We start from the raw sequence: 12,787 nt of genomic DNA on the forward strand, positions 1-12,787 counted from the left end.
CCGGCCACACAGGGTTAGATGAAACGTGCACTCACCGAGCCGAGGCCCTGATAGCGCACCGTGATGTTGTCGCCTGGCCCCACCGGTACCGCAGCGGTGATGCCGCCAGTCATGATGAAACTGCCCGCCGGGATATGTTCACCACGTTCGGCCAGCAGGTTGGCCAGCATCGCCACGCTGGAAGCAGGATGGCCAAGCACTGCGGCACCGGCACCGAGCTCCACCACTTCGCCGTTCTTCTCCATCACCACGCCGAGGGTGTGCAGGTCCACGTCGGCCACATTGGCCATCTGCCCGCCGGTAATGAAACGGGTCGAGGAAGCGTTGTCGGCGACCACGCTGATCAAGTCAAACTTGAAGTTCTCGTAGCGCGAATCGATCACTTCCACCGTCGGCACGACGAAGTCGGTGGCCGCCAGCACTTGGCCGATATGGCAGCCCGGACCGTGCAGCGGGGCTTTGGTGACGAAGCTGATCTCCGCCTCGATCTTCGGGTGGATCAGTTTGGCGCAATCCACCACGCCGCCGTCGGCGACGCTGAAGTAGTCGGCGAGGAAGCCGTATATCGGCGTTTCCACGCCCATCTGTGCCATCTTCGCCCAGGAGGTCAGGCCCATCTTCAAGCCGACGATCTTGTTGCCGCGGGCCTCCTTGCGCCGGCGGATTTCCCACTGCACGTCGTAGGCATCGGCGAAGGTCATGTCCGGGTAATCGTTGGTCACCTTGCTGATGTCATGCGCATGCAGCTCGGCGTTTTCGATGTGCTCGGCCAGGGCCAGCACCTGTTCGCGGGTCAGGGTACGGTTCATCAGTTGCGCTCCTTACGGGCGGCCAATAGGTCGAGGGCGACGTCGACGATCATGTCTTCCTGGCCACCGACCATGCGCCGTTTGCCCAGTTCGACGAGGATGTCCACGGCCTTGAGGCCGTATTTCTGCGCGGCCACTTCGGAATGACGGAGGAAGCTGGAGTAGACCCCGGCGTAGCCGAGGGCCAGGGTTTCGCGGTCGACCCGCACCGGACGGTCTTGCAGCGGCCGGACGATGTCGTCGGCGGCGTCCATCAGGGTGTAGAGGTCGGTGCCGTGCTCCCAGCCGAGGCGTTCGGCGGCGGCGATGAACACCTCCAGCGGCGCGTTACCGGCACCGGCGCCCATGCCGGCGAGACTGGCGTCGATGCGGTCGCAGCCCTCCTCCACCGCGACGATGGAGTTGGCCACGCCAAGGGACAGGTTGTGGTGGGCGTGCATGCCGGTCTGGGTTTCCGGCTTGAGCACGGCCTTGACCGCGCGGAAGCGCTCGCGCACGTCCTGCATGCTCAGCGCACCACCGGAATCGACCACGTAGATGCAGGTCGCGCCATAGTTCTCCATCAGCTTGGCCTGCTTGGCCAGATGCTCGGGGGCGATCATATGGCTCATCATCAAAAAGCCGACGGTGTCCATGCCCAGTTCACGGGCGTATTCGATGTGCTGCTTGGAGACATCCGCCTCGGTGCAATGGGTGGCCACGCGGACCACCCGCGCGCCGGCGTTGTAGGCCGCCTTGAGGTCGTGCACCGTGCCGATACCGGGCAGCAGCAGGGTGGCGATTTTGGCGTGGCTGATCACGTCGTTGACCGCCTCGATCCACTCCAGGTCGGTGTGCGCGCCGAAGCCGTAGTTGAAGCTGGAGCCTTGCAGGCCGTCGCCGTGGGCCACCTCGATGGAGTCGACCTTGGCCTGGTCCAGGGCGCGGGCGATGTCCTGCACGTTCTGGATCGAGTACTGATGGCGGATCGCGTGGCTGCCGTCGCGCAGGGTGACGTCGGAGATATAGAGTTTCTTGCCGGGGTTGAAGGTCATGGCGATTCTCCTCAGGCCTTGAGCATCGACTGGGCCATGCGCTCGGCAGTGGCCAGCGCGGCGGAGGTCATGATGTCGAGGTTGCCAGCGTAGGCCGGCAGGTAATGGGCGGCGCCTTCGACTTCGAGGAACACCGAGGTCTTCAACCCGCTGAACCGGCCGAGGCCGGGGATGTTCAGCGGCGCGGACTCGGGGATCACGTCGAACTGCACCTGCTGCTTCAGGCGATAGCCGGGCACGTAGGCCTGCACCGCCTGAACCATTTCCTCCACCGAGGCCGCGACGGCGGCCTCATCGGCGGCGGCGGACAGCACATACACGGTGTCGCGCATGATCAGCGGCGGCTCAGCCGGGTTCATGATGATGATCGCCTTGCCCTTGGCCGCACCGCCGATCACTTCGATGGCTTTGCTGGTGGTCTCGGTGAACTCGTCGATGTTGGCGCGGGTTCCGGGACCGGCGGACTTGCTGCTGATCGAGGCGACGATCTCGGCGTAATGGACCTTGGCCACGCGGGAGACCGCGGCGACCATCGGAATGGTCGCCTGGCCGCCGCAGGTGACCATGTTGACGTTGAGCTTGCCGAGGTGCTCTTCCAGGTTGACCACCGGCACGCAGTACGGGCCGATGGCCGCCGGGGTCAGGTCGATCAGGCGGATGCCAGGTTTGGCCTGGCGCAGCAGCGCCTCGTTCTGCACGTGGGCACTGGCCGAGGTGGCGTCGAAGACGAAATCGATGTCGGCGAATTCGGGCAGCTTGATCAGCCCTTCGACGCCGGCATAGGTGGTCGTCACGCCCATGCGCTGGGCGCGGGCCAGGCCGTCGGAGGCGGCGTCGATGCCGACCATGGCGCCCATTTCCAGGTACTTGGCGTTGCGCAGCACCTTGATCATCAGGTCGGTGCCGATATTGCCCGAACCGATGATCGCGACTTTGAGTTTCTGGTTCATCTGCAAGCCTCCAATTCAGGTGAAGCGCACGGAGGCGCTGCCGATACCGCCGATGTCGACGCGCATCACGTCGCCGGCCTTGACCGGCTCCAACGGCACCAGCGAGCCGGACAGGATCACCTCGCCGGCTTTCAGCGCGATGCCGAAACGGCCCAGGGTGTTGGCCAGCCAGGCCACGCAGTTAACTGGCGAACCGAGCGCCGCAGCGCCGGCCCCGGTGCTGATGATGTGGCCGTTCTTTTCCACCACCATGCCGCAGGTGACCAGGTCGACCTGACGCGGCGATACCGCCTGGTCGCCGAGCACGAACAGGCCGCAGGAGGCGTTGTCCGCCACGGTGTCCTGGATCTTGATTTTCCAGTCGCGGATGCGCGAATCGACGATCTCGAAACACGGCATCACGCACTCGGTGGCGGCCAGTACGTCGGCGTTGGTCACGCCGGGGCCGATCAGGTCCTTCTTGAGGATGAAGGCGATCTCGCCCTCGGCCTTGGGCTGCATCAGTCGCTGGCTGATCGGCACCGCTTCGCCGCTGTTGAACACCATGGCGTCGGTCAGGTAACCGAAGTCCGGCTGGTGCACGCCCAGCATGTTTTGCACCGCCTTGCTGGTCACGCCGATCTTCTTGCCGATGATCTGCTCGCCGGCCGCCAGGCGTCGTTCGAGCAGGCGCAGCGAGATGTGGTAGGCGTCGTCGACGCTGATGTCGAAGCCACGCTCGGTCAGCGGGCTGATCGCCTCGCGGTTGAGCATGGCCTGGTACAGCTCGTCGCCGAGCGCGTTGATCATTATCTGGTCCATGTCGGTCTCTCTCAGGAATGGCGGGCGTCGGCTTCGGCGAGGAAATCCTCGACCAGGCGCGCGAAGCGGGCGGCGTGTTCGATCTGCGTCCAGTGGCCGCACTGGCCGAACACGTGCAATTGCGCGCGAACGATCCACTCGGCCAGCGTCAGCGAGGCGGCCAGGGGGATCACCTGATCCTCACGGCCATGGATCACCAGGGTTTCGTGGGGCAAGGCGCGGATCTGCGCCTCGCTGCTGGCCAGGCCATCGACCCAGCGCTGGCGCGGTGCGGGGAACATCTGCGCGAACGACTCCTGAAAACCGGGGCGGATGCTGGCCTGGTAACGCAGTTCGGCCAGCTCGTCGGTGACCAGGCTGCGGTCGTAGGCGAAGGTGTCCATCAGCCGGCGCATGGTGGCGAAGGACGGCTCATAGCCCCACACATCATCCAGGCCCGGGGTGATCGGAAAGCTCACCCCGGCGCTGCCCATCAGCACCAGCCGGCGTACGCGCTCGGGGTGGCGGATGGCCAGGGCCAGGGCCAGGCCGCCACCGAAGGAGTTGCCAACCAGGTCGGCCTGTTCAATCTCCAGCGCATCGAGCACGCCGACCGCGTGATCGACCCAGACATCACGGTTGTACTGCGCATCGGCCGGGCGCTCGCTGTAGCCGAAGCCGAGCATGTCCGGAGCTATCACCCGGCGGCTCTTGGCCAGCTCTGGCATCACCAGGCGCCAGTTGGCCCAGGCGGTCACGCCGGGGCCGGAGCCGTGGATCATCATCAGCGGGAAGCCTGCGCCGCTGTCATGCAGGTTGGTGCGAATGCCGGCGGCGATAATCTCGCGGCCGATTTCCGGGCTGTTCTGGGGTGCATTCATGGCTGCCTCACAACTTCACGCAGATGTTTTTCAGTTCGGTGTAGAACTCCAGCGAGTGCACACCCCCTTCCCGGCCTATACCCGACTGCTTGCTGCCGCCGAAGGCGGTACGCAGATCGCGCAGGAACCAGCTGTTAACCCAGACGATGCCGGCCTCCAGTTGCCCGGCGACGCGGTGCGCGCGCGAGGTGTTCTCGGTCCAGATGGTCGCCGCCAGGCCATAGGGCAGGCTATTGGCCAACTCGACGGCTTCTTCCTCGCGGTCGAACGGGCGGATATGACAGCAGGGCCCGAAGATTTCCTCGGTGACCACCGCGGCACCGTCGGCCAAGCCAGTCCAGATGGTCGGTTGCACCCAGGCGCCGCCAGCCAGTTCGGCCGGCATCTCGGGCACGCCGCCGCCGGTGACCACTGTGGCGCCCTCATCAACCGCCTTCTGGTAATAGGAGAGGACCTTCTCGCGGTGCTGCAGGCTGATCAACGGGCCGAAGTTGGCCTGCGGGTCATCCGGCGTACCTATCACCAGGCTCTCGGCGCCGGCCTTGAGGCGGGCGACAAACTCATCGAAGATCGGCCGCTCGACATACAGGCGCTCGGTGCCCAGGCAGACCTGGCCGCCGTTGGCGAACACCGACCGCATGCTGCCTTCGATGGCCTTGTCCAGGTCGCAGTCGGCGAAGACGATGCCGGCGTTCTTGCCGCCCAGTTCGAAGGACACCGGCCGCACACCCTTGGCCGCCGCGCGCATGATCGCCTCGCCGGTGCGGGTTTCGCCGGTGAAGGTGATGGCGTTGACGTCCGGGTGCTCGGTGAGGAAGGCGCCGGCCGAATCCGGGCCGAAGCCATGCACCACGTTGTACACCCCTGCCGGCACGCCGGCCGCCTGCATCACCTCGCCGAGCAGCGCGGTAGTCAGTGGGGTTTCCTCCGAGGGCTTGACCACCACCGTGTTGCCGCAGGCCAGGGCCGGGCCGACCTTCCAGGTCATCAGCAGTAGCGGCAGGTTCCACGGGCTGATCACCCCGATCACCCCCTTGGGGCGGCGCACCGCGTAGTTGATCGCGCCACTACCATCCGGCGTGGCCATCTCGAAGGCTTCGGTGGCGACGTTCTTCAGTAGGTCGGCGAAGACCTTGAAGTTGGCCGCACCGCGCGGGATGTCGATATGGCTGGCGAGCGACTTGGGCTTGCCGGTATCCAAGCATTCCGCTTCGAGGAACTCGTCGAAACGTGCGGTGATGCCGTCGGCCACGCGGTGCAGGATCTCCGCCCGCTCGCTCACGCTCATCTTGCCCCAGGGGCCTTTCAGCGCGGCGCGTGCGGCCTGCACCGCTGCGTCGACTTCGGCGCGGCCGGCTTCGTGGACACGGGCAATCACCTGGCCATTAGCCGGGTTGACGTCCTCGAAGGTGCGACCGCTGGCCGAACCGACGAAGGCGCCGTTAATGAGGTGCTTGATCTCTTTCATCTGCGCAATCTCTGCAAAAAGGCGAGCCGGGCTTTCAGGTGAGCACGGTCAGGAAACGTTCGTTGAGCACCCGGTCGTGGTAAAAAACGGCCTTACCCAGGTCCTTGGCCAGCCAGGTCACGGGCTTGTGATCCTGGTAGTTGTAATCGCCACCGCAGAACACCTCGTTGCGGTTGCCCGAGGGGTCGAAGAAGTAGATGGTCTTGCCGTGAGTCAGGCCGTGGCGGGTCGGGCCGATGTCGATCGAGGTGTCGGTCATGGAAATCAGGTCGGCGGCGCGCAGCACGTCTTCCCAGGTTTCCAGGAAGAACGAAACGTGATGGAACTTGCCCTTCTCCGCGTGCTGGATAAAGGCCACGTCGTGGGCCTTGGTCGACAGGCTGAGGAACTGCGAGATGCGCGTGCCGTTGTCGTCGATCACCTGCTCGGCCAGGTAGAAACCGAGCACCTCAGTGAACAGTTCGTAGGTCGCCTGCAGCTCGTCGCCATACAGCAGGCAGTGGTCGAAACGCACCGCGCGCATGCCCTTGAGGTTGCGCGGCCAGGCTTCCGGATTGATCTCCTCCAGCCCCCATTTGCCGGTGTACTCCTTGTCGGCGTAGAGCTCGAAAAAGTGTCCGGACGGCGCCTGGAAGCGCACCCGCCGACCGCAACCCTTGAGTTCGCCGGCGGGGATGGTTTCGATCAGGCAGCCATAATTGAGCAGATCCTGGGTCAGGCGGTTCAGGCAGTCCTCGTCGATCACCTTGAACCCCATGAAATCCATGCCCGGCTGATCGGCCTCGCGCAGCACCACGGAGAATTTGTCGACCTCGGTCCAGGCCTTCAGGTAGACGCGCCCTTGCTCGTCGCGGTCCATTTCGATCAGACCGAGCAGGTCGCAGTAGTGGGCCAAGGCGCTCTCCAGGTTCAGTACGCGAAGCTGGACGTGGCCGGGGCGCATTACGCCTTTTTTCATGACGACACCCCTTGCTGGTTCTTGTTGTTGTGGTCGCCCGGGCCTTGGCGGCGCAGGCATTCGATGCTCAGGTCAGTCTGGGGAAACAGTTGGCAGGCCAGGGCCAGGCCCTGCTTGGCCGCCTCCGGCGGCACATGGCTGCAACTCATCTTGTGGCACTGGTAGCTGCCGCTCAGCACGCGCACCTTGCACAGGCCGCAGCCGCCGCCGCGGCAACCGACTGGCACGCAGCGCTTGCCCTGTTGCTCCATCGCACTGAGCACCGACTGGTCGGGCAGGCAACGGAACGTCTGGCCGCTGACCGTTTCGCGAATCTCATAACCGGCACGGTTCATGGTTCACCTCAGATGCGCTTGAACAGGGCCGAACGGCTGCTCTCGCCGGCCCCATCGGCGGCGGTGTAGAAGCGCTCCATAAAGATGTCACGCTCGAACAGCCGGCCTTGCATCAGGGTGGTGATGGCCGCGTCGATCATCGGCGGCGGGCCGCACAGGTAGGCTTTTTGCCCACCGAAGCGGCCGTCGAAATGCGCCTTGGCGGCGTCGTGGACGAAGCCCTTGAAGCCTTGCCACGTCGGGTCGTCGTTGGCCTGGCTGAGCGCCGGCACATAGCTGAACTGCGGGTGCTGCGCGGCCAGCGCCTCGAACAGCTCGCGGTTGTACAGCTCGGCGACATTGCGCGCGCCCTGGAACAGGGTGATCTGCCGCGTATCGCCGCGCTCAAGCAGATCGAGGATCATCGACTGCGGGCTCGATAAGCCCGAGCCGCCGGCGATGAAGATCAGGTCGCCGGCCTGCGAATCGCGCACGAAGAACTGCCCATAAGGCCCGGACAGCTCCACCGCGTCGCCGACTTTCAGTTGTTTGTGGATAAAGCCGGTGGCCGCACCGCCCTCGACCAGGCGCACGTGCAACTCGACTTCGTCGTTCCGGCTCGGCGGGTTGGCCAGCGAGAAGGCGCGGGTGCCGTCGATGCCCGGCAATGCCAGGTTGACGTACTGCCCGGCCTGGAACGGCATGGGCCGATCCAGCTTGATGTGCAGGCCCTTGATGGTCGGCGACAGGTCAACCAGGGCGCTGACCACCCCCCGGTAATCCTCCACCGGATGGCCGAGGAAGTCCGGGTCGGCATCGACGTCGGCTTCGATCACCAGGTCGGACAGCGGAATGGCGCAGCAGGCCAGCACCTTGCGCTCGTCGCGCTCGATGTCCATCAGGGCGAACGGCGAGGCTTCGCCGATATCCACTTCGCCCTCGACCACCTGCACCTTGCAGGTGGCGCAGGTGCCGTGGCCGCAGGCGAACGGCAGCCAGACGCCCTGGCGCAGGGCGGCCTGGAGGATGGTCTGGCCGTCCTCCACTTCGATCACTTCGCCGGTCGGTTCAATGGTGACGTTGTAACTCATGGCACACCTCTCAGCTGCACGAACCCTGGACGCCGTTCAGGCCTGGCGTGCTCAGGCGCAGCAGGCTCTTGTGGTCAATACCGTTGGCTTCCAGGCTGGCACTGGGATCGGCAGTGAACGGCTGGCCATTGAGCTGCCACACAGCCGCGCTGAAATCGATGCGCGCGCTGTCTGGATGGGCCTTGATCGCCTCCATGAACACCTGCTCGAGGAACGCGCCGAAGGTCATCGCCGGGGCGACCAGAAAGGCGAACGGCGAGCAGAACATCAGGTGTTTTTCCCAGTAGACATAGAGCATCTGCATGCCATGGAAATTGGCTTGCAGGTCGCGCGGCGTGGCGCGGTATTCGCTGATCGCGTTAACAGTCATGAACTGACCCTCTTGTTCTTGGAATCGGGGTGGTCAGGGGCGGCAGCGCCACCCCGACCCGGGGTGACGCATCAGGCGGCGTCGCGCGTGTTGCCCGCACCGGCGGGCACTGCCGGGGTGCCGAGTTTTTTCCAGGCCAGCCAGCGCAGGTACTCGGGCGAGCCGACGTACTCGAGGTTGTCCACCCCGTTTTTCAGGTGGTAGTACTTCTCCACCACGGTCTGCACATCGCCGCCCTCGCAGTTGCCCTGGTAGATCTGGTGCACCGGCAGCCAGGCCTGGATGTACTTCTCCGGCTCGTGCTGGAAGATCTCGCAGCAGCCATCCGAGCAGAAGTGATAGCGCTCGCCCTCGTGCTCGATCTGCCGGTGGCTGAGGGTGGTCGGGTCGTCCGGCTCGGTGAACAGCGCCGGCACTTGGCACACTTGGCACAGCTGCGGCAGGGTGTAGTTGTAGAAGCGCTGGCCTTTGGCATGCTGCTCCTGCCAGTGGTCGAAACGCGGGCGGTAGTACTTGTCGAAGCTGTCCGGGTACTTTTCCGCGAGCCACTGCTGCTCTTCCTGGCTGGGAATCCAAGTGTGGAAGTTGGTGGCATGGCAGTACTGGTAGAAGGTCGCCCACATCTGGTGAGTGATGTGTTGCTTGCCGATGATGGCCTGGTCCTGGTACTTCGGCGGGCGGATGCCGTAGCGCTCAAGGTCCTTGAACAGCGCGCCGCCATTCTGCTCGTAATACACCTCCCAGGCTTCGGCCCAGGACATCACTTTGTTCGGCAGCATGTAGTCCATCATCATGCCGACCAGACTGAGCAGGCGATAACCGCGCCAGAACCACTTGTCGATCCAGCGCTGGACGATCGGCACGTTGTCTTCGTGCTGTTCGAGCATGAACTTGATCACTTCCAAGCCGAGGGTCATGTGCCGCGCTTCGTCCGACTGCGCGGAGAAGCCGAAGGTGACCGTGGCCATGTCGCCGTTGTAGGCGGCGCCGGACATGAACGGCACGAACAGCAGGTTGGTCAGCACGTACTCGAAGGAGAACGAGATGGCGGTGAGGAACTCGAACGGGCCAGCCGAGCGCGCGTCGTCGAAGAACGACTTAGGCACCGAGAGGAACCACAACCGGTCGTACATGTGGGCAAAATCGTGCAGGCCGTTGAAGTGCTTGTTGTAGTGGCTCATGGCGTGCAGCTGGGTCTGCACGTGACGCAGCTCGTCAATCGACTGCATCTGGCAGGCTACCCGCGCACCGGCACCACTGAAATGCCGGCCAACCTTGGCATAGCCCTGAAACGCGCAGTATTCCCCCGGTGAAATACCGGTCAGAAACAGCTTCAGGGCGTTGACGTAGCGCGCATCGGAAATATTCAGGTGGCCGTTGTTCTGGGCGAAGGCGTCGAAGATGGCGTACAGCTTCTTCTCTTTCTCGGCCTGATACTTCCAGTAAGCATCCATGGTCAGGCGGAACGGGTCTTCCCACTTGTCCCAGTCGGTGATCTTGATCCCCTCAAAGCGTTCGTAGGGAAAGATGTCTTCCTTCTTCTGGTAGCTCGGTTCCCAGGCCATGTCGCGTGTCAGGTACTGGTACTTGTCTTTCAGGCTGAGTTTTTTCTTCTGAGTTGTCATGGTCTGCCTCCTAGTTCTTCCACTCGAGGACGAAGCTGTCGTCGTCCTCGGCCACGTTGCCGCCGATGCTGATTACGTCGATGAGCATTTCCTGGACGTCCCACTCGCGACCGATTATTTCCTCCACTGTCGTGCGGCGGATTTCCAGGCGCTGCTCGGCCTGGATGCGGATCATCGCGGGCTGGTACTGAACCTCGGCGTGGGGGTTGTCCTGGATGATGGCGTCCACCAGGTAACGGGCGTTGTCGTTGTCCTGGAATACGATGAAAGCCAGTTGTTTCATGCTGGTACTCCGGGGCTGCGCAGCCCAAGTTTGTGCAGGCGGGCGGCCAGCGCGGCACGCACGTCGTCGAGGGCGGCCAGGCCGGTGGCCGCTTCGGCCAACGGTTGCAGTGCGGCATAGGCGCGCGGTTCCCAGGCATCCACCCAGGTCTGGATCTGCGCGTGGTTGTCCGCGCTTTCGGCCAGCACCACCTTGAGCATGGCGTCGACCCAGCGGGTGCTTTCGGCGTACCAGTCGCGCATGAATTCGGTGAGCATCGACAGGTCTCCAGCGCCCTCTTCGCCCAGTTGCTGATCGAAGCGCTGGTACATCAGCGGGTAGCTCATGCCGTCGATCAGCAGGTTCTGCGCCAGGGTCAGCTCGAACCAGTCCTTGATCACCAGGCTGTCTTCTACGTAGCGCCGCAGGCCTTGCCAGATCGGATCATCCATCCAGTAAGCCTTGGCCTGGTCCAGCGCACTGCCGCTGCCCTCGCCGAGCAACAGGCCGATGCGTGACAGGTACTGACCAATGCCCAGACGATCCATGGCCTGATAGATGTGCAGTTGGGTCATGGTGCCGGCGATGCAGTCGCCGGCAATGCCGCCGTTGTTCATATTGGCGCCCATCTCGGCGTGGCGCAGCGGCACCAGGCAACGCAGGATCTTGTGCTGCAGCGCCTCGGGCAGGCGGCTCAACAGGCCACGTTTTTCACAGAAGCCGTAGGCATGCTCGGCGGCTTCCTGCATGCGCGCCCGGGCCTGCACGTAGGCACCGTAGAAGTACTGGCGCGGGTCGGTGACCGCGTGCCAGTCGGCCATGCGGATCGCCGTACGGCTGGGGTCGTTGAGTTGGCGCTGCGGGTCCCACAGCGGCCGGTAGTGGAAGTTGGTAGTCGGTTCGATGTCGTAGCTGGCTTCCTGATAGCGGCTCGCCGGCTTGTCACCGAAACGGCGCTGCAGGTTGCCGTAGGTGTGGCGGAGGGTTTCCACCGTATTGGTCTTGATCTCTACGCTCATTTCAAACGTACCTTCTTGTTGTTGTGTGTGTTCGGCTGTCGCTCGGGCTTACTCTCGGTCGTTTGCCTCGCGTCGTCCGACATCGCCGTAGCGCCACTTGGCCGCGTCTTCATCCACCGCTTGGCACATCGCCGCGTCCATCTGCACCACACGCTGGCACTGGCAGAACGTGGCGAAGGCTGCGCGTGGCAGTACCAGCTCGACGAACAGCTCCGGATGACCAATGGCGAAATCGAATTCGACGAACCTGGCATCCGGCTCGCTGCGCACCCGGACAAACCGGGTCAGCTGATCGAAGGGAATCTCTGGGTCTTTCATCTCGGCCGGTTCCTGGCTGGTTGCTGGCCAAGGCGCTAAAGCAACGCCTGTGCCAAGGCGCCAAAAAATAAGATAAGTATCTGTATTTAAATGATTTTTAATTTATTGATCGGCACCTGCGAGACGCCGTGAAGGCAGGCGCCACACGGGCTTTTTGAGCATTTGCTCAATTGCCTCGCCGCACTTGAGCAAATGCTCACAGCCCCTGCGCAGGGCAACCGATGGCACACCCCAGAGACTCGCGCCTTTCATCATTTGGTTGACTTTCATCTGCCGAAAAAGGCGAATATGGTGAGTTGGCGTTGCGCCAACACGGCCGGAAAGGCCGCCTGGAGTGTTCGCTGAATACATCGACTACCGTGTGCTTTCCAGGTGTTTCAGCGCCCCCTACAACACTCAACAACCACCGACTGAAGTCGGTGGGTTAGTGACTTACGGACTGAAAGTCCGGATACGCGTCGACTGAACGACGCGTCGGATCAGTCAGGCTCCATCCTGAAATTATCGTTCGGGCTCGGCTCAAAATGATGCTCCAGATACTGCTTGATCATCTCTTCCGTCATCTGCCCAACCGTCGCGCAAAAGTACCCGCGAGCCCAAAAATGCTGCCCCCAATAGCGCTTTTTCAGATGGGGAAACTCCTCGAAAAGCTTGCTCGCCGTACGCCCCTTGATCCGCCTCATGATCTCACTCGGCGCCAAATTCGGCGGACTGCTCACCAGAATATGCACGTGATCCTTGCTCACCACACCTTTCACAATCCGAATTTCAAATGCTTCGCACGTCTGTCTCACCAGCTCTCGCACTCGCTCAGCAACCTCACCGCTGAGCACCTTGTATCGGTACTTAGTCACCCAAACAAAGTGATACTCGATCTGGTAGACCGTATGACTGCCGTATCTGTAATC

General features: G+C 63.2%; 15 protein-coding genes. All 15 read right to left on the reverse strand.

The genetic code is table 11. The features are described from left to right. Positions 1-14 precede the first annotated feature (14 nt). Positions 15-809 carry a 2-oxo-3-hexenedioate decarboxylase gene (gene dmpH / locus DBO86_RS12700; protein ID WP_108233838.1) on the reverse strand — a complete coding sequence of 265 codons (795 nt, stop codon included), beginning with the start codon at positions 807-809 and terminating at the stop codon, positions 15-17. Then, positions 809-1,843, reverse strand: a complete 1,035-nt coding sequence (gene dmpG, locus DBO86_RS12705) for a 4-hydroxy-2-oxovalerate aldolase (protein ID WP_003463156.1) — start codon at positions 1,841-1,843, stop codon at positions 809-811. Before dmpG ends, dmpH begins: the two co-directional genes overlap by 1 nt. An 11-nt stretch (positions 1,844-1,854) precedes the next feature. After that, positions 1,855-2,793, reverse strand: coding sequence for an acetaldehyde dehydrogenase (acetylating) (locus DBO86_RS12710; protein ID WP_108233839.1), 939 nt, complete (start codon positions 2,791-2,793; stop codon positions 1,855-1,857). A gap of 15 nt (positions 2,794-2,808) precedes the next feature. After that, complete coding sequence (gene dmpE, locus DBO86_RS12715) at positions 2,809-3,594, reverse strand: 2-oxopent-4-enoate hydratase (protein WP_108233840.1); 786 nt, start codon at positions 3,592-3,594, stop codon at positions 2,809-2,811. Positions 3,595-3,605: 11 nt separating this feature from the next. Beyond that, positions 3,606-4,454 carry an alpha/beta fold hydrolase gene (locus tag DBO86_RS12720; RefSeq protein WP_108233841.1) on the reverse strand — a complete coding sequence of 283 codons (849 nt, stop codon included), beginning with the start codon at positions 4,452-4,454 and terminating at the stop codon, positions 3,606-3,608. A gap of 7 nt (positions 4,455-4,461) precedes the next feature. Continuing rightward, the gene (locus tag DBO86_RS12725) at positions 4,462-5,922 is read right to left on the reverse strand and encodes a 2-hydroxymuconic semialdehyde dehydrogenase (protein WP_108233842.1); all 1,461 of its coding nucleotides are present in this window, start codon (positions 5,920-5,922) and stop codon (positions 4,462-4,464) included. Between the two features lie 34 nt (positions 5,923-5,956). After that, entirely contained in the window at positions 5,957-6,880 is a 924-nt protein-coding gene (locus DBO86_RS12730; RefSeq protein WP_108233843.1) for a catechol 2,3-dioxygenase, read from the reverse strand. Continuing rightward, a complete protein-coding gene (locus DBO86_RS12735; protein WP_108233844.1) occupies positions 6,877-7,215 on the reverse strand; it encodes a 2Fe-2S iron-sulfur cluster binding domain-containing protein in 339 nt (112 codons plus the stop codon). Before DBO86_RS12735 ends, DBO86_RS12730 begins: the two co-directional genes overlap by 4 nt. Positions 7,216-7,223: 8 nt before the next feature. Further along, on the reverse strand, positions 7,224-8,285 hold the full coding sequence (gene dmpP, locus DBO86_RS12740) for a phenol 2-monooxygenase reductase component DmpP (RefSeq protein ID WP_045736211.1): 1,062 nt from the start codon (positions 8,283-8,285) through the stop codon (positions 7,224-7,226). A 10-nt stretch (positions 8,286-8,295) separates the two neighbouring features. Continuing rightward, the gene (locus tag DBO86_RS12745) at positions 8,296-8,655 is read right to left on the reverse strand and encodes a phenol hydroxylase subunit P4 (RefSeq protein WP_059392798.1); all 360 of its coding nucleotides are present in this window, start codon (positions 8,653-8,655) and stop codon (positions 8,296-8,298) included. 71 nt (positions 8,656-8,726) lie between these two features. Then, positions 8,727-10,280 carry an aromatic/alkene/methane monooxygenase hydroxylase/oxygenase subunit alpha gene (locus DBO86_RS12750; RefSeq protein WP_108233845.1) on the reverse strand — a complete coding sequence of 518 codons (1,554 nt, stop codon included), beginning with the start codon at positions 10,278-10,280 and terminating at the stop codon, positions 8,727-8,729. Positions 10,281-10,290: 10 nt separating this feature from the next. Next, positions 10,291-10,563 carry an MmoB/DmpM family protein gene (locus DBO86_RS12755; RefSeq protein ID WP_059392796.1) on the reverse strand — a complete coding sequence of 91 codons (273 nt, stop codon included), beginning with the start codon at positions 10,561-10,563 and terminating at the stop codon, positions 10,291-10,293. Then, the gene (locus DBO86_RS12760; RefSeq protein ID WP_108233846.1) at positions 10,560-11,561 is read right to left on the reverse strand and encodes an aromatic/alkene monooxygenase hydroxylase subunit beta; all 1,002 of its coding nucleotides are present in this window, start codon (positions 11,559-11,561) and stop codon (positions 10,560-10,562) included. The genes DBO86_RS12755 and DBO86_RS12760 overlap by 4 nt, the downstream gene beginning before the upstream one ends. A gap of 48 nt (positions 11,562-11,609) precedes the next feature. Beyond that, the gene (locus DBO86_RS12765) at positions 11,610-11,879 is read right to left on the reverse strand and encodes a phenol hydroxylase subunit (protein WP_108233847.1); all 270 of its coding nucleotides are present in this window, start codon (positions 11,877-11,879) and stop codon (positions 11,610-11,612) included. Positions 11,880-12,358: 479 nt separating this feature from the next. Then, a partial coding sequence (tnpA, locus tag DBO86_RS12770; RefSeq protein ID WP_146173169.1) for an IS200/IS605 family transposase occupies positions 12,359-12,787 on the reverse strand: 429 nt, incomplete at its 5' end.

The organism is Ectopseudomonas oleovorans (assembly GCF_003052605.1).
In the GTDB taxonomy this organism is placed as follows: domain Bacteria; phylum Pseudomonadota; class Gammaproteobacteria; order Pseudomonadales; family Pseudomonadaceae; genus Aquipseudomonas; species Aquipseudomonas oleovorans_A.